Raw genomic sequence first — 17,108 nt, 5'->3', positions numbered from 1 at the left:
GGCTTATAAAAAGCCCTTTTTTATTTATTATCTTTATTAGGTTGTTCATCAGGTTTTGGAATAGCATCTTTCCTTGATAAATTAATTCTTCCTAAACTATCTATCTCAGTAACTTTAACCAATATTTCATCTCCTACATTAACAACATCTTCTACCTTGCTAATTCTTTCATGAGATAATTTAGATATATGACATAATCCTTCTTTACCTGGTAGAATTTCAACAAAAGCTCCAAAAGGAGTAATTCTATTAACTCGTCCTAAATAAACTTCTCCAACCTGTATGTCCCTTGTAATACCTTCTATCATTTTTTGTGCAATTTTTCCTTTTTCTGGATCTGGGCAGCTTATGTATAAGCGGCCATCTTCTTCTATATCTATTTTTACTCCTGTTTCTGAAATAATTTTATTTATAGTTTTCCCCCCAGGTCCTATAACATCCCTTATCTTTTCTGGATCTATTACCATACTAATGATTCTTGGAGCATATTTTGACAATTCTTTTCTTGGTTCAGGAATTCGTTCTAACATTACCTTTAAAATTTCTAATCTAGCTTTTCTTGCTTGATAAATCGCCTTTCTAATGATATCTTCAGGAAGACCCTTTATTTTTGTATCTACTTGAATAGCAGTTATTCCTTTTTCTGTTCCAGCTACCTTAAAATCCATATCTCCAAAAAAATCTTCTATGCCTTGAATATCAGTTAGTATTTCTGCTTGAGATAAGTCTTCACTAGTAACAAGTCCAATTGCTATACCAGCTACTGGCCTTTTAATTGGGACTCCTGCATCCATTAAAGCTAATGTGCTACCACAAACACTAGCTTGAGAAGTTGAACCATTGGAACTTAATACCTCTGATACTAACCTTATAGTATAAGGAAATTCATCTTCGCTTGGAATAACAGGTTCAAGAGCTCTCTCTGCTAACGCACCATGACCTATTTCACGTCTTCCAGGTCCTCTTAAAAATTTTACTTCTCCTGTTGAATATGGTGGAAAATTATAATGGTGCATATACCTTTTAAATTCTTCATCTCCAATTCCATCAAGTATTTGAACATCACCTAAAGCACCTAAAGTTGCTACTGTTAATACCTGTGTTTGTCCTCTTTGGAATAACCCAGAACCATGTGTTCTAGGTAAAATTCCTACATCACAATATAAAGGCCTTATTTCATCAAATTTTCTTCCATCAGGTCTTCTTTTTTCTTCTAAAATCATTTTCCTTACATGCTCTTTCATTATTCTATACATTACATCATCTATATCTTTTTCGCATTCTGGGAATATTTCTGCAAAATGCTCAAATACTTCTTGTTTAACTTTATCAACGTGTTCTTGCCTTTCAAGTCTATCAGTGTATTGCATAGCCTCCCATAACTTGTCGGTTGCATATTCCCTAACAGCATTTTCTATATCTTCTGGAACCTGATATAACTTTGGTATTACTTTTGGTTTTCCTACTTGACTAGTAATTTCAATTTGAAAATCATTTATTTCCTGACATGCCTTAAAACCAAACATTATAGCTTCAATCATATCTTCCTCTGGAACTTCTTTAGCTCCAGCTTCAATCATCATGACTCTTTCTTTGGTAGCTGAAACTATAAGATGTAAGTCACTTTTTTCTCTTTGTTCTGCTGTAGGGTTTACTATAAGTTTACCATCTACTCTACCTATTAATACTGAAGACACAGGTCCTTCAAAAGGTATATCTGATAAACATAATGCCAAAGATGCTGCATTCATGGCAACAACTTCAGGTGGATTATCTGGATCAACAGATAAAACAGTACAAATAATTTGAACATCATTTCGATAACCTTTAGGAAAGAGAGGTCTTATTGGCCTATCTATTGCTCTTGCAGATAATATCGCTTTTTCAGTAGGTTTACCTTCTCTTTTGATAAAACCACCTGGAATTTTCCCTACAGCATATAACCTTTCTTCGTAATCTACACTTAACGGGAAAAAATCAATCCCTTCTTTAGGTTCAGGAGACGCATTAGCAGTAGCTAAAATAACTGTATCTCCATAACTTAACATAACAGCCCCATTAGAAAGCAATGCATATTTACCTATATCTGCTTTAAATTTTCTTCCCGCCACTTCTTTTTCATAAACATGATGCATTTTTTTACCTCCTTTCATCTCTTTTAATTTTATTTTTACTAAATAATTATTTTTTATAACTCCAATAATTTAAAATAATAGAGCGGTTAATCCGCTCTATTATTTTCTAATTCCTAATTCTTCTATAATTCTTCTATATCTTTCAATGTCATTTTTCATAAGATAATTTAGTAATCCTCTTCTTTGACCAACCATCTTCAACAATCCTCTTCTTGAATGATGGTCTTTTTTATGAACTTTTAAATGCTCAGTTAAATGATTAATTCTTTCAGTTAAAAGTGCAATTTGAACTTCTGGTGAACCAGTATCTCCTTCATGTCTTTGGAATTTTGCAATGATTTCTTGCTTTCTTGCCTTATCCATAAATACACCTCCATGTTGTTTATAATCGCCTTATGCTGAGAAAGCGCCGGAGCTACGCTAAACCCAGCATAGGTTACAAGCTATATTTTATCAAATGTTTGGTAAAATGTAAATATCATAACCTAAAATAATTTCTAGCTATTTTAACATCATTTTTAATTTGTCTTTTTAATTCTTCTAAACTATTAAATTTAATTTCATTCCTTAAATATTTTTTAAACTCAACTTTTATGTCTTTATTATAAATATCTTCACTAAAATCTAAAATATGAGTCTCGCAAACTCTTAAAACTTCATTAAATGTAGGATTATATCCTACATTACTTATGGAAGGATAATATTTCTCACCTAGCTTAGTAACTGTTAAATATACTCCATTCTTTAAACATAAATTTTTTTCTATATAAATATTGGCAGTTGCAAATCCTAATCTTGATGCTAACCTCTTTCCCCTTGTAACTATACCTTTTAAGTAATAATTATATCCTAATAAGTTATTAGCTAATTCAACATTACCTTTACTTAAATATTGTCGAATAATACTACTTGATACTTTTTGTTTGTCAACTTCTATTTCATCAACTATTATTGAATCTATCCCATACTTTTGTGCATTTTCTTTTAAAAAATTTACATCTCCAGCTGCTTTATTACCAAAAGTATAGTTAAAACCACAAACTATAACTTGCACATTAAAATTAGATTTAAGATATTTAAGAAAATCATCTGGACTTAAAGATAAAAATTTATAATTTAATTCTACATATACTAAGTAGTCAACATTTAAATTTTTTATTATTTCTGTCTTTACATTTTCAGATGTTATTAAATAATTTTTTGATCTTTGATTAAAGTAAGTAAAAACAGGTTCTGTAAAAGTAAAAACTACACTTTTTAAATGTCTTTTATGGGCCTCTTCAACTGCTCGAGATATTATACTTTGATGGCCTAAATGAACCCCATCAAACGTTCCCAATGCTATTGATGACTTTTCAATTATTTTTAAATGTTCGAAAGAACCTTTTAGAACAATCATAATTTAACACCTTAAATTAACAATTTTTCAACATATAAAAACGTTTTTTCAAGTCTACCTATTCCTACAAATATTTTGTCACAATAAATTTTAACTCTTTTTGATTTATCATGAAATCTATTAACTTTTATGCTATTACCATTTATTAATAATTTTTTATATTTGTTTTCTACATAAAAATTAGGAAAATCTAAAGCATCTTCTATTTTTACCAGTATTTCATCTATATTATCTTTACTTAACATATCTAAAGGAATTGAGTCTTGTATTTTAAAATTTCCTGCCCTAGTTCTTAGCAAAAAACTCATATAACCACTGCATCCTAAAGCATTTCCTATATCATTGCATAGTGTTCTAATATACGTCCCTTTTGAACATACTACTCTTAATAAGACTTTAGGTAAGGAAAAATGCATCAATTCAATTTCATATATAAAGACCTTTCTACTAGGAATTTCGATATCTACACCGTGTCTTGCCAGTTCATATGCTCTTTTGCCATTAATTTTTATAGCTGAATATTTAGGAGGAATTTGTTCAATTTCTCCTAAAAAACACCCAATTATTTTTTTTATATCATTTTCTGTAATATAACTACAATCTTTTTCTTCGTGTAGAAAATTACCATATTTATCAAACGTATCGGTAGCATTTCCTAAAGTTAATTCACAAATATATTCCTTAATATCATTAGTCAAATATTCCACTATTTTAGTAGCTTTTCCTATACATATAGGTAATACTCCTGCAGCTCCAGGATCTAACGTCCCTGTATGTCCAACTTTTTTAACTTTGAATATTTTCCTAATATAGTCTACAACATCATGTGAAGTCATTCCAGGTGGTTTAAGAATATTTAATACTCCATCCATACTTTCACTTCCAATATTTACTAACTACTTCAAGTATATTTTTCTTTACAGTTTCAAAATCCCCTTCAATAGTAAAACCTGCAGCTCTTACATGTCCTCCACCATTAAACTTTTCTGCAATAAGTCTAACATCTACTTTATTTTTAGATCTCAAACTTACTTTAAATTTATTAGTATCAACTTCTTTAATAAATATACCTAACTCAACAGTATCAATATCTCTAGCATAATTAACCATATCTGAAGCATCATCTTCATTTGCTCCACATTCTTCAAGCATTTGTTTATTTACATGCATTATTGCAATTGAATCATTTTTATACAATTCTAAGGTGGATATTACTTTTGAAAGCAACTTTAGTTGAGATTTCGTCATAGTATTAAATAATATTCGATTTATTTCTGTAAAATTTATTCCTGTATTTATAAGATCTCCTGCTATATTAAGAGTCATAGAAGTAGTATTGCTATATTTTAAACCACCCGTATCACTAACTATAGATGTATATAAACACATAGCCGTGTTTTTAGAAATTTCAAAGCCATTTATTTTTAATAAATTATATATTATTTCTCCTACAGAAGATGCATTTGAATCAACATAATTTATATCTGCAAATAAAGTATTAGAAATATGATGATCTATGTTTACTATCAAATTTGTTTTATTAAAAATATCTACTAAATTACCTATTCTATCCTTATCGCCACAATCTAAAACAAATACACATTCATATTTTTTATCCAAAAGCTGGTTTTTTATATAATTAGAATATGGCAAAAATTTCAACCTTTTGGGAACTTCATCTTGATTATATATATCAACACTTTTCCCATTCTCAATTAACATATTATATAATGCCAACGATGAACCTATCGCATCACCATCTGGAGAGAAATGAGATATAATTGCAAAATTATCATTTTGCTTTATAATACTACCTATTTTAGTTAGTATCATTTTTTTTCATCTCCTGTAAAACTTTTGAAATGTGAATACCATATTCAATAGACCTATCAAGTTCGAATAAAATCTCAGGAGTATATCTTGCTTTAATTCTTTTTCCAACTTCTCTTCTTATAAAACCTGCAGCACTTCTAAGCCCTTCTAAACATTTTTCTTTTTCTTCTTCTGTTCCAAATACACTTACATAAACTTTTGCATATCTTAAATCTTTTGTTACTTCTACTTCAGTAATTGAAGTAAGCATAGGAATACGAGGATCCTTTAATTCGTTTTGAATCAGATCCCCGATTATTCTCTTTATCTCTTCTGATAATCGTGAAATTCTTTCTACCGCCATTTGTAACACCTCTTTAATCTCTTTTAACTTCCTCTATAGTATATGTTTCCAAAATATCTCCTTCTTTAATATCATTAAACTTTTCTATAGTTAAACCACATTCATATCCAGCTGCAACTTCCCTAACATCATCCTTAAACCTCTTTAATGATGCTATCTTACCTTCATATATAACTACACCATTTCTAATAACTCTAATATTATTGTTTCTATTTACTTTACCATCTTCAACATAACATCCTGCTATAGTCCCTATTGAAGATACCTTAAATGTTTGTCTTACTACTAACCTAGCTGTGATTACTTCTTTGTATTCTGGCTCTAACATACCCTTCATAGCTGCTTGTATATCGTCAATTGCCTCATATATTATTCTATATGTTTTTATCTCTACTTTTTCTCTTTCTGCAAGTTGCATAGCCATACTATTAGGTCTTACATTAAACCCTATAATAATAGCATTTGAAGCAGATGCCAATGTAACATCTGTTTCAGTTATAGCTCCAACACCACCGTGTATTACTCTTACCCTTACTTCGTCGTTTGATAATTTTTCTAAAGCTTGCTTTAAAGCTTCAACTGAACCCTGAACATCAGCCTTAACTATTATATTTAATTCTTTAACCTTCCCTTCTTTAATTTGACTATATAAATCCTGTAAAGTTATCTTACTGCTAGATGCAAAATACTTTTGTTTTTCTTTTTCTTTTCTAATCTCTGAAATTTGTCTTGCTGTTTTTTCATCTGAAACTACATATAATATGTCTCCTGCATTAGGAACTTCAGATAATCCCAATATTTCAACAGGCATAGATGGTCCAGCAGATTTGACTTTTTTGCCTTTATCATCTATTAATGCTCTTACCTTTCCATAAGCTGTTCCAGCAATGATGCTGTCTCCAACTTTCAATGTTCCTTTTTGAACAATAACAGTAGCAACAGGGCCTCTTCCTTTATCTAATTTAGCCTCTATTATTGTTCCCTTTGCCGGTCTATTAGGATTAGCTTTTAACTCTTGCATTTCTGCTACTAGTAATATCATCTCTAACAGTGTATCTATACCTTGTTTTGTTTTTGCTGATACTGGAACGCAAATAGTGTCTCCGCCCCAATCTTCAGGAATTAATCCATATTCTGTTAACTCCTGTTTTACTCTATCCGGATTTACTCCACTTTTATCTATCTTATTTATCGCTACAATAATTGGAACATTTGCTGCCTTTGCATGGTTTATAGCTTCTATAGTCTGTGGCATTACTCCATCATCTGCAGCAACTACAAGAACAGCAATATCTGTAACTTGAGCCCCTCTTGCTCTCATCGCTGTAAACGCTTCATGACCAGGAGTATCTAAAAATACTATTTTTTTATCATTTATATCAACAGTATAAGCACCTATATGTTGAGTAATTCCACCTGCTTCTGTTTCAACTACTCTTGAATGTCTTATTGCATCAAGTAAAGAAGTTTTTCCATGGTCTACGTGTCCCATTACAGTAACTACAGGAGGTCTTGGTCTCAAATCTTCTTCTTTATCTTCAAAATCATTAATAAGTTCTTCTTCTCTTTCTTGTTTTGTTTCTTTTTCTAATAAAATGTTATATTGTTCAGCAATTTTTTCTGCTACTTCAAAACTTATTTCTTGATTTATAGTAACCATTACTCCCATTAAAAGTAATTTTTTTAATATTTCTGTAGCTGGTCTTTTTATTTTTTCAGCAAATTCACTAACTCTAATGCTATCTGGAATTGATACTATACCTACTTCTTCAACTTGTTCATCTTGTTTTTTAACATCTTTGCTAACATGTTTTTTTATTTTCTCATTTCGTGATTTTTTCCTTATTTTTTCATTTCTCTTAAAATCATCGTCAACATCATGTTCTTCAAATCTATCTTCAATATTTTCAATCAAGCTTTTTTCTTCATCTTCTTGTTTTTCAGTATCTCTATTTTTTATTTCTTCTACATATTCTATTATTATTTTTGCTTCTTCACCCTCTATAGCACTTAAATGATTTTTAACTTCTATATCAAACTCATTCTTTAGCAATTCTATAACTTCCTTACTTGACATATTTAATTGTTTTGCAAGTTCATATACTCTAACTATTGCCAAAGACTTCACCCCCACTTTTTTGTTCACTTAATTTTTGTTTAAAACCTGCTGCAAAATTTTTATCCTTAACAGCTATAACAGATCTAGCAGATTTCCCTATAGCTTGACCTAAGTTATCTTTTTGACCAAATAAAACATACTCAATTTTTCTATATTCACACATATTAATAAATTTTTTCTTAGTATTTTCACTAGCATCAGTAGCAATAATAACAAGTTCAGCTTTTCGTTTTTTTATATCTATCTCAACTGCATCATCACCTGAAGAAATTTTTCCTGCCTTTTGCATAAGCCCTATGAATGAATATAATCTACTATCATTCATTTGATAAATCCTCCCTAAGTTTTTTATAAATTTCTTCAGATATTTTAACTTCCAGAGCTTTTTCAAATCTCTTGGCTTTAATAGCTTTTTCAAGACATTCTTTATTTTTACAGATGTAAGCTCCTCTGCCTGCCTTTTTACCCGTCATATCTATGCTTATTTCCCCTTCAGGACTTCTTACAACTCTTATAAGCTCCTTTTTAGGTTTCATTTCTTGACATCCAAGACACATTCTCATAGGAATTTTTTTTACCTTCATAATAATCATCACTCTCCCAGACTTTCACTATTTACCTGAGATTCACTTTTTATATCTATTTTCCATCCTGTTAACTTTGCTGCTAATCTTGCATTTTGTCCCTCTTTTCCTATAGCTAAAGAAAGTTGATAATCAGGAACTATTACTTTTGCACTTTTTTCTTCTTCATTAATTTCAACACTTATAACCTTAGCTGGACTTAAAGCATTAGCTATATACTCTGCAGGATCCTTACTCCATTTAACTATATCTATCTTTTCTCCATTCAATTCATTAACAACATTTTGAACTCTAATACCCTTTGGCCCTACACATGCTCCTGTAGGATCTACATTCTCATCTCTTGAATAAACTGCTATTTTACTCCTTGACCCTGCTTCTCTTGCTATACTTTTTATTTCTACAATTCCATTAAATATCTCGGGAACTTCTAGTTCAAAAAGTCTTTTTACAAGCCCTGGATGAGTTCGTGATATCATAACATTTGGACCTTTTCCTGTCTTTTTTACTTCAGTTATGTAAAATTTCATCCTTACTCCTTGGCTATAATCATCGTTTGGCATTTGTTCTGAAGGTGGTAAAATAGTTTCCCATCTTCCAATTTCAACTATTACATTATATTTATTAGTATCTTTAATTCTTTCTTTTTTCTGAATCATTCCAGTTATTATATCATTTTCTTTTTCAACAAATTCTCTGTATAATATTTCTCTTTCTGCCTCTTTTATTTTTTGTATAACACTTTGCTTTGCGGTTTGAGCTGCTACTCTTCCAAAATCCTTTGGAGTAACTTCAATATCTACAATATCGTTTAATTTATATATTGGATTTATTGACTTAGCATCTTCTAAACTGATTTCAAGCAAATTGTTTTTTACTTCATCTACAACTTTCTTTTGTGCATAAACATGAATATCTCCATTTTCTCTATTAATAACTACTTTAACATTTTGAGCAGTTCCATAATTTTTTTTATAAGCAGAAACTAATGCTGATTCTAATGCAGAAAAAATATAATCTTTATCTATTCCTTTTTCCCTAGCTATCTCATTTAATGCCTCAATTAATTCAACGTTATTCACTAAAATCCCTCCTTATTCATCCAAATTAGCAGATGTTATGTTTTTAAAATCAACTTCTAATTCATTATCTTTTATCTTAATCAATACTTTTTCATCTTTAATACCATTTAAAATACCTTTAATAACTTTCTTATCTTCGATTTCTTCAAATAATTTTATTTTTACTTTTCTTCCTTTAAATTTTTCATAATCTTTTAGGCTCTTTAATGGTCTGTTTATTCCAGGTGATGATACTTCTAAATAATAACTAACACTTATAGGATCTATTTCATCTAATTTATCACTTAAAACCCTGCTAACATTAGTGCAATCATCTATAGTAACACCTTCTTTTTTATCTATAAAAACCCTTAAGAACCATTCATTATTCTCTTTTACAAATTCAACATCAACTAATTCTAAATTAAAACTTTCAACAATAGGTTTTGCTATATCATAAACAATTTCAACTATCTTCTCTACCTTCATAACAACCACCTTTCTTTTTCACTATTTTTTGTTATTAAAACATAAGATATACATAAACACAAAGAGTGGGGGATGCCCACTCTTTACCAAAAATAATTAACATCTAAGGTCAATTATAACATTTTACTAAATACTTTGCAAGTTTAAAACATAGATAATTGGTTTGTTTCTGGAAGCTCCTTTAAGCACCCATGTTTTTCTAATATCTCAATAACTGCTTTTGAAACCTTGCTTCTAAGCCTTAAGTCTTCTTTTGATAGAAAAGCTCCTTTTTGTCTTGCTTCCACAATCGACTTTGCAGCTGCTTCTCCTACACCTTGTAAAGCTTTAAAAGGAGGTAAAATTCCTTGATCAGTTATTAAAAATTTAACCGCATCTGATTTATAAAGATCTACAGGAATAAATTTCAAACCTCTAAGATACATTTCTAGAGCTATTTCTAATACTGTTAATAAACCTTTATCTTTAGGAGAAGCATTATTACCTAGACTTTCTATTTCTTTAATCTTATTTCTTATAGCTCTTTCTCCTTTTACAATTAAGTCTGCATCAAAATCATCTGCTCTAACTGTAAAATAAGTGGCATAAAAAGCTTCAGGATAATACACTTTAAAATAAGCAATCCTTACAGCCATCATAACATATGCAACAGCATGAGCTTTAGGGAACATATACTTTATTTTATTACATGAATCAATGTACCATTGAGGAACTCCATGTTTTTTCATTTCTTCTATATCTTCTTCTTTAAGCCCTTTTCCTTTTCTAACTCTTTCCATTATATTGAAAGCATGTTTTGGATTTAAACCTTTATAAATTAAATATAACATTATGTCATCTCTTGTAGATATAACCTCTTTTAACGTAGCATACCCATTTTTTATAATATCTTGAGCATTATTTAGCCATACATCTGTTCCATGCGATAATCCAGAAATTCTGACAAGTTCTGCAAAAGTTTTAGGCTGAGTATCCATTAACATTTGTCTTACAAATTTTGTTCCAAATTCAGGTAAACCAAGTGTTCCAACTTCACAATTTAAATCCTCAGGATTTATACCTAAAGGTTCTGTAGATGTAAATAATTTAATAACATTAGGATCTCCAAGAGGAATTTTTCTTGGATCAACTCCTGTTAAATCTTGAAGCATTCTTAAAACAGTAGGATCATCATGTCCTAGTATATCTAATTTTAATAATCTTCCACTTATAGAATGATAGTCAAAATGTGTGGTTATGACATCTGCTTCAATGTCATCAGCAGGTTTTTGTATAGGTGTAAATTCAAAAATTTCCTTATCTCTTGGAACAACCATTACACCCCCTGGGTGTTGTCCTGTTGTCCTTTTGACTCCAGTACAACCTTTAACTAATCTTTCTATCTCAGCTTGGGGAACTTTTAAATTATGCTCTTCTAAATAATTTTTTACAAAACCATAAGCTGTTTTTTCTGCTATAGTACCTATTGTTCCTGCCCTAAATACGTGACCTTTCCCAAACAATTCCTCTGTGTACTTATGTGCAATGGGCTGATATTCACCTGAAAAGTTTAAATCTATATCTGGCTCTTTATCGCCTTCAAATCCTAAAAACACTTCAAAAGGTATATCATGACCATCTTTATTATAATCAGTACCACAAATTGGACATTTTTTATCAGGTAAATCAACTCCTGAACCTACACTTCCATCAGTAAAAAACTCTGAATGCTTACAATTTGGACATACATAATGAGGAGGTAAAGGATTAACTTCCGTAATCTCACACATTGTAGCTACAAATGATGATCCTACTGAACCCCTTGAACCTACAAGATAACCATCATTAAGTGACTTTTTTACCAATTTATGAGCTATTAAGTACATAACTGCATAGCCATTGTTTATTATTGAGTTCAATTCTTTATCAAGTCTTTTTTGAACAACCTCTGGTAAAACTTCACCATATATTTCATGGGCCCTTTTTAAAGTCATATTTCGTATCTCTTCTTCTGCTCCATCAATTTTTGGTGGAAATGTTTCTTCTGGTATAGGTGTTATAATTTCAATTTCATCTGCTATGATATTTGTATTCTTGATTACTACTTCATAAGCCTTTTCTTTTCCAAGATATTCAAATTCATCTAACATCTCTTCTGTCGTCTTAAAATATAAAGGTGCTTGATTATCTGCATCGCTATAACCTTGCCCATACATAAGTATTCTTCTAAAATATTCATCATGAGGTTCTAAAAAATGAACATCACCCGTTGCAACAACAAGCTTATTATATTTTTCACCCAGTTTTACAATTTTTTTATTTATTTCCAGTAATTCTTCTTCACTTTTCAATTTTCCATTTTCTATTAAAAAGTAATTATTTTGCCTAGGTTGAATCTCTAAATAATCATAAAACTTTACTATCTTTTCTATATCTTGCTCACTATAATCATTTAAAACTGCCTGAAAAACTTCTCCAGACTCACATGCACTTCCTATAATTAATCCATCCCTCATACTTTCAAGCAAACTCTTAGGAATTCTAGGTTTTTTATAAAAAAATTCAAGATGAGAATAAGATATAAGTTTATATAAATTTCTAAGTCCTGTATAATTTTTTACCAAAATTGTAACATGATATGAATCAGCTTTTTTATAATCGAAACTGGATACATATAATTTATTTATATCTTCAATTGTATTTGCACCTTTTTCTTTTAACATATTTAAAAATTTAATAAATATATTAGCAGTAGCTTCAGCATCATCAACTGCTCTGTGATGATTCTCAAGCTTTACTCCAAGGTATTCTGCAATTATATTTAATTTATGCTTTTTAAGCTCTGGTAATAACCACCTAGAAAGAGTTAAAGTATCTATAACTGTATTTTCAAACTTTAAATTTAATTTTTTAGATTTTTCACGAATAAAACTAGTATCAAATTTAGCGTTATGAGCAACAACAGGAGCATCTCCAATGAATTCTAAAAATAATGGCAATACCTCACCAAGTCTTGGCTTATCGCTGATCATTTCGTTAGTAATCCCCGTTAATTCAATTATTTCCTTAGAAATTTCTCTTTCTGGATTAATAAGTGCAGAAAACTTATCAACTATTTTAAAATCCTTAATTTTAACAGCTCCTATTTCAATTATTTCATCTTTATTAGCATTAAAGCCTGTTGTCTCAATATCAAACACTACAAAAGTAGAATCTAGTGAATATTTATTTGGCCTTAATATTAAGGGTTCTCCATCATTAACTAAATAACCTTCTACACCATAAATAACTTTTATTCCCATTTCCTTAGCAGCGTCCATAGCTTCTGGAAAAGCTTGAACTACACCATGATCTGTGATCGCTATTGCTTTATGTCCCCATTCTTTTGCCCTTTTTATTAATGATTTAGCAGACGATACACCATCCATTGCACTCATTTGAGTGTGCAGATGAAGCTCAACACGTTTCTCAGGCGCATTATCCATTCGTTTTGGATTTTCTACCTTTTCTATTGACTTGGCCATAATAACTAATTCCTTCAAGAAAGGATCATTAACAACTTCTCCATAAACCTTTATAAACATTCCATTGTCTAATCTATTTTTTAGTTGTTCACCTGTTTTGCTATTTGCAAATATCTTTACAGCAATAGAAGATGTATAATCAGTAACATATAAAGTAACAATCAATTTACCATTTTTTGTTTCTTTAAAATCTATATTAAATATTTCTCCACTAACAGCAACCATACCAGATGTTTCATTTAATGAAATTATTTTAACAGGATGTTGCAGTATTTCTTTTCCAATTATTAAATTAGAATTATTTATATCTTCATTATTAATTTTGTCTATATTATCACTAATATTATTTTCTTTAGATTCTACTTTAGAATCACTATTTAAAATATTATTTATGATTTCCTTCTCTTGCTTCTCTTTTTCATGATTATAATTATCTATATCAAATTCTTTTACCTTAAATATTACATTAATACTCTGATTGTAAAACTTTTTTATAAAGTCTTTTAAATATAAATCTGCTTTTTTATTTACTAATAATTTATATAAAAAATAATTATCAACATTAATAACTAAATTTTGATTATCATATTCATATTCACTATTTATCAATAAAGCCATAATTGAAGGATTATTTTCAAACACTTCGCTTATTATCTTATTAAAGTCTTCCTTACTAAAAGTTATGTTTTCTAAATCATTTTTTTCTTGATATATATTTATTTCATGCACGATACCTAATTTCTTATTAAAAAAATCCTTTATTAATTCTAAAGTTACATCATCAAAATCTCTAAAAGCCCTTATTATAACATCAAGTTTACCTAATTTTTTATTTATTATAATTTTTTTTACATAAATGTCATCATATATGGAACTTGAATCATTAATAATATCTCTTAATGGTTTTAACATTAAACCACCATCCTATATCCTCAAACATCTTATAATATCTTTATACATTCTTAATCTTGCTTTAAACCCTTCTTTAAAACCTAATTTTTCTTCTTTCATTATATGGGTTAAATCAGGTAATTCAACATTTCTTACTCGATAATTATATTTTTTTGCATATTTAGTCAATGCTATTTCTATTCCATATTTTGTTATATCTATTTTATCAATTTTATTTAGAATATCTTTCTTTACCCCTCGTTGTCCTGATAAAAATGGAGCAATCTTTTGAGCTAAATCTGTTGCAAACCTACCATTAACGAATACACCAATTGTCATATCTGCTTCATCACTAAAAATAGGTAACAACAAGTCATAAACATGTTTTTCCTTTAAACCTATTAAATCAGCATCTAAAAGTAGTATAACATCACTTTCTGAGTTTTCAATCCCAACTTTTACTGCCGCCCCTTTCCCTAAATTTTTCTCTAACTCAATTACATGTGCTCCTCTTTCCTTTGCAATATCTGCTGTATTGTCACTAGAACCATCACTAACAACTATTATTTTTTCTATTAAGTTAATATTTTTTACTACATCTATTATTTTTCCTATGGTTTTTTCTTCATTATAAGCAGGTATCACACAAGTAGCTTTCATAATTTATCCCCCTAAGCTAACTCCTAAAAATTATATATTTCATTTAATAGCTCTTGTAAAATTTTATCTTCAGGAACTTTTTTTACTATTTTACCCTTTTTAAATATAAGAGCCTCACCAACACCTGCAGCAATCCCTATATCAGCTTCTCTAGCTTCTCCAGGACCATTTACAGCACATCCCATTATAGCTACTTTAATGGGTTTATCAATATTTTCAATTTCTTTTGTTATATTATTAGCTAGCTCAATTAAATTAATATTTGTTCTACCACAGGTTGGACAAGAAATTATTTCAATTCCTTTTCTTAAACCTAATGATTTAAGGATAATTTTAGCTACCTTAACTTCATTTATAGGATCATCAGTTAATGAAACCCTTATAGTATCCCCTATACCTTCATATAATAATATACCAAGACCTACTGAAGATTTTATGGTTCCTGCTAACATAGTACCAGACTCAGTTATTCCAATGTGTAAAGGATAATCTAGCCTTGAAGAAAGCATTTTATAAGATTCTATTGTTTCAATTACATTAGATGATTTTACAGAAACAACAATTTGAAAAAAATCTAAATCTTCTAATATGCATACATTTCTTATAGCACTTTCTACTAAAGCTTCTGGACAAGGTCTTTTATATTTTTCTAATATATCTTTTTCTAAAGAACCAGAATTTACTCCTACTCGAATTGGAACATTGTATTCCTTAGCTACCTTAATTATTTCTTTAATTTTACTTATTCCTCCAACATTTCCTGGATTTATCCTTATTTTGTCTGCTCCATTTTGTATTGCTTTTATAGCCAATTTATAATCAAAATGAATATCTGCAACTAATGGAATATTTATAAATTTTTTTATTTCTTTTATAGCTTTAGCAGAATCTTCATCTGGAACAGCTACTCTTATTATATCACAACCTATATGTTCTAAATTTTTTATCTGTTCAATAGTTCCTTTAATGTCAATGGTTTTGGTATTAGTCATTGATTGTATAGCAATTGGTGAATCTCCACCAATAAAAATGTTACCTATTTTTATTTTTCTAGTTTTTTTCCTTTGCATAACATCACCTTTATGAAAATATTCTCATAATATCTCTATATGTTACTATCAATGCAAGTAACATCAATAATGTAAATCCAACTAAGTTAATAAATCCTATCTTATTTTCATCTATTTTTTTACCAGTAATACCTTCAAAAAGAGTAATTACTACCCAACCACCATCTAATGCAGGAAAAGGTATTAGATTAATAACCCCTAAATTTATACTTAAAAAGCCAGCAAAATATAATAAACTCCAAATGCCTATTTTAGCTGCTTCGCCAGACATTTTTATTATAGCTACTGGCCCCCCAAGTTGCTCAGTAGACACTTTTCTTGTTATAAGCTTGCCAATATATATTAACATTTGTTTTATAGAACTAGTTGTTTCTTTTATAGAATTTGTTAATGAAATTAGTATATTACCTTTTTCTACATGCGGAGATATTCCTATTATATATCTGTTTTCTTTCTCTTCAAGTTTAGGTTTTACTATTTTATCAGTTATGATATTATCTTTTTTAATAGTTAATTTTAAAGGATTACTTCCATTATTAGACATAAAAACTATAAATTCATTCCAAGTACTTACCGGCTTATCATTTACAGCTATTATTTTATCACCAGGTCTTATTCCAGCTTGATAAGCAGGAAAATCTTTAACTACATTTTCTATAATAAGGGTAGTTACCCCTACATTATAAAATATAATAGTAAATAAAATTATAGCTAAAATAAAATTCATTAATGCTCCCGCAACTAATATTGAAAATCTTTTCCATGGATTTTGATTTCTGAAAGCTCTTGGATCATCACTTTCTTCATCTTCACCAAGCATTTTTACATAGCCACCAATTGGTAAAAGTCGTAAACTGTAAACAGTTTCATCTCCTCTAATTTTAAACAATCTAGGTCCCATTCCTATAGAAAATTCTAATACTTTAACCCCATTTAATTTTGCTAAAAGAAAGTGTCCTAATTCATGAGCCGTAATCAAGAGTCCAAATACAAATATAGAAGCTAATAATGTTATCAAATT

15 protein-coding genes are annotated in these 17,108 nt (G+C 29.3%); all 15 read right to left on the bottom strand.

Features of this window, described 5'->3' with window-relative positions; all coding sequences use genetic code 11:
* Positions 1-20 precede the first annotated feature (20 nt).
* Positions 21-2,135 (bottom strand): polyribonucleotide nucleotidyltransferase, encoded by a 2,115-nt coding sequence (locus tag C4R78_RS01360; protein WP_103895300.1) that lies wholly within the window; start codon positions 2,133-2,135, stop codon positions 21-23.
* A 99-nt stretch (positions 2,136-2,234) separates the two neighbouring features.
* The gene (gene rpsO, locus C4R78_RS01355) at positions 2,235-2,498 is read right to left on the bottom strand and encodes a 30S ribosomal protein S15 (RefSeq protein WP_103895299.1); all 264 of its coding nucleotides are present in this window, start codon (positions 2,496-2,498) and stop codon (positions 2,235-2,237) included.
* 115 nt (positions 2,499-2,613) lie between these two features.
* Positions 2,614-3,534, bottom strand: coding sequence for a bifunctional riboflavin kinase/FAD synthetase (locus C4R78_RS01350; RefSeq protein WP_103895298.1), 921 nt, complete (start codon positions 3,532-3,534; stop codon positions 2,614-2,616).
* An 11-nt stretch (positions 3,535-3,545) separates the two neighbouring features.
* Positions 3,546-4,406 (bottom strand): tRNA pseudouridine(55) synthase TruB, encoded by an 861-nt coding sequence (truB, locus tag C4R78_RS01345; RefSeq protein ID WP_103895297.1) that lies wholly within the window; start codon positions 4,404-4,406, stop codon positions 3,546-3,548.
* A gap of 4 nt (positions 4,407-4,410) precedes the next feature.
* Positions 4,411-5,367: a DHH family phosphoesterase gene (locus C4R78_RS01340; RefSeq protein ID WP_103895296.1), complete on the bottom strand. Its 957-nt coding sequence runs from the start codon at positions 5,365-5,367 to the stop codon at positions 4,411-4,413.
* The gene (rbfA, locus tag C4R78_RS01335) at positions 5,354-5,710 is read right to left on the bottom strand and encodes a 30S ribosome-binding factor RbfA (protein ID WP_103895295.1); all 357 of its coding nucleotides are present in this window, start codon (positions 5,708-5,710) and stop codon (positions 5,354-5,356) included. The genes C4R78_RS01340 and rbfA overlap by 14 nt, the downstream gene beginning before the upstream one ends.
* Before the next feature lie 13 nt (positions 5,711-5,723).
* Positions 5,724-7,829, bottom strand: a complete 2,106-nt coding sequence (gene infB / locus C4R78_RS01330) for a translation initiation factor IF-2 (protein WP_103895294.1) — start codon at positions 7,827-7,829, stop codon at positions 5,724-5,726.
* Entirely contained in the window at positions 7,816-8,154 is a 339-nt protein-coding gene (locus C4R78_RS01325; RefSeq protein WP_173689730.1) for a L7Ae/L30e/S12e/Gadd45 family ribosomal protein, read from the bottom strand. The genes infB and C4R78_RS01325 overlap by 14 nt, the downstream gene beginning before the upstream one ends.
* A complete protein-coding gene (gene rnpM, locus C4R78_RS01320) occupies positions 8,147-8,413 on the bottom strand; it encodes an RNase P modulator RnpM (protein ID WP_103895369.1) in 267 nt (88 codons plus the stop codon). Before rnpM ends, C4R78_RS01325 begins: the two co-directional genes overlap by 8 nt.
* Before the next feature lie 8 nt (positions 8,414-8,421).
* On the bottom strand, positions 8,422-9,495 hold the full coding sequence (gene nusA, locus C4R78_RS01315) for a transcription termination factor NusA (RefSeq protein WP_103895293.1): 1,074 nt from the start codon (positions 9,493-9,495) through the stop codon (positions 8,422-8,424).
* A gap of 12 nt (positions 9,496-9,507) precedes the next feature.
* Positions 9,508-9,963, bottom strand: coding sequence for a ribosome maturation factor RimP (locus C4R78_RS01310; RefSeq protein WP_103895292.1), 456 nt, complete (start codon positions 9,961-9,963; stop codon positions 9,508-9,510).
* Positions 9,964-10,106: 143 nt separating this feature from the next.
* Positions 10,107-14,378, bottom strand: coding sequence for a PolC-type DNA polymerase III (locus tag C4R78_RS01305; RefSeq protein ID WP_103895291.1), 4,272 nt, complete (start codon positions 14,376-14,378; stop codon positions 10,107-10,109).
* A 12-nt stretch (positions 14,379-14,390) separates the two neighbouring features.
* Positions 14,391-15,017: a glycosyltransferase family 2 protein gene (locus C4R78_RS01300; RefSeq protein ID WP_103895290.1), complete on the bottom strand. Its 627-nt coding sequence runs from the start codon at positions 15,015-15,017 to the stop codon at positions 14,391-14,393.
* A 23-nt stretch (positions 15,018-15,040) separates the two neighbouring features.
* Positions 15,041-16,087, bottom strand: coding sequence for a flavodoxin-dependent (E)-4-hydroxy-3-methylbut-2-enyl-diphosphate synthase (gene ispG, locus C4R78_RS01295; protein ID WP_103895289.1), 1,047 nt, complete (start codon positions 16,085-16,087; stop codon positions 15,041-15,043).
* A 10-nt stretch (positions 16,088-16,097) separates the two neighbouring features.
* Complete coding sequence (rseP, locus tag C4R78_RS01290) at positions 16,098-17,105, bottom strand: RIP metalloprotease RseP (protein ID WP_242971178.1); 1,008 nt, start codon at positions 17,103-17,105, stop codon at positions 16,098-16,100.
* Positions 17,106-17,108 lie beyond the last annotated feature (3 nt).

Source organism: Caloramator fervidus, assembly GCF_900108045.1.
Lineage (GTDB): Bacteria > Bacillota > Clostridia > Clostridiales > Caloramatoraceae > Caloramator > Caloramator fervidus.
The sequence above is the reverse complement of the archived record's forward strand: the minus strand, read 5'-3'. Positions and strand labels throughout refer to the sequence as shown.

Excerpts from the sequence above, each read along its gene's own strand:
- C4R78_RS01340 (WP_103895296.1), bottom strand. The coding sequence starts at position 5,367 with ATGATACTAACTAAAATAGGTAGTATTATAAAGCAAAATGATAATTTT.
- rbfA (WP_103895295.1), bottom strand. The coding sequence starts at position 5,710 with ATGGCGGTAGAAAGAATTTCACGATTATCAGAAGAGATAAAGAGAATA.
- C4R78_RS01325 (WP_173689730.1), bottom strand. The coding sequence starts at position 8,154 with ATGAATGATAGTAGATTATATTCATTCATAGGGCTTATGCAAAAGGCA.
- C4R78_RS01310 (WP_103895292.1), bottom strand. The coding sequence starts at position 9,963 with ATGAAGGTAGAGAAGATAGTTGAAATTGTTTATGATATAGCAAAACCT.
- ispG (WP_103895289.1), bottom strand. The coding sequence starts at position 16,087 with ATGCAAAGGAAAAAAACTAGAAAAATAAAAATAGGTAACATTTTTATT.
- C4R78_RS01350 (WP_103895298.1), bottom strand. The coding sequence starts at position 3,534 with ATGATTGTTCTAAAAGGTTCTTTCGAACATTTAAAAATAATTGAAAAG.
- rpsO (WP_103895299.1), bottom strand. The coding sequence starts at position 2,498 with ATGGATAAGGCAAGAAAGCAAGAAATCATTGCAAAATTCCAAAGACAT.
- C4R78_RS01305 (WP_103895291.1), bottom strand. The coding sequence starts at position 14,378 with ATGTTAAAACCATTAAGAGATATTATTAATGATTCAAGTTCCATATAT.
- C4R78_RS01360 (WP_103895300.1), bottom strand. The coding sequence starts at position 2,135 with ATGCATCATGTTTATGAAAAAGAAGTGGCGGGAAGAAAATTTAAAGCA.
- C4R78_RS01300 (WP_103895290.1), bottom strand. The coding sequence starts at position 15,017 with ATGAAAGCTACTTGTGTGATACCTGCTTATAATGAAGAAAAAACCATA.
- truB (WP_103895297.1), bottom strand. The coding sequence starts at position 4,406 with ATGGATGGAGTATTAAATATTCTTAAACCACCTGGAATGACTTCACAT.
- rnpM (WP_103895369.1), bottom strand. The coding sequence starts at position 8,413 with ATGAAGGTAAAAAAAATTCCTATGAGAATGTGTCTTGGATGTCAAGAA.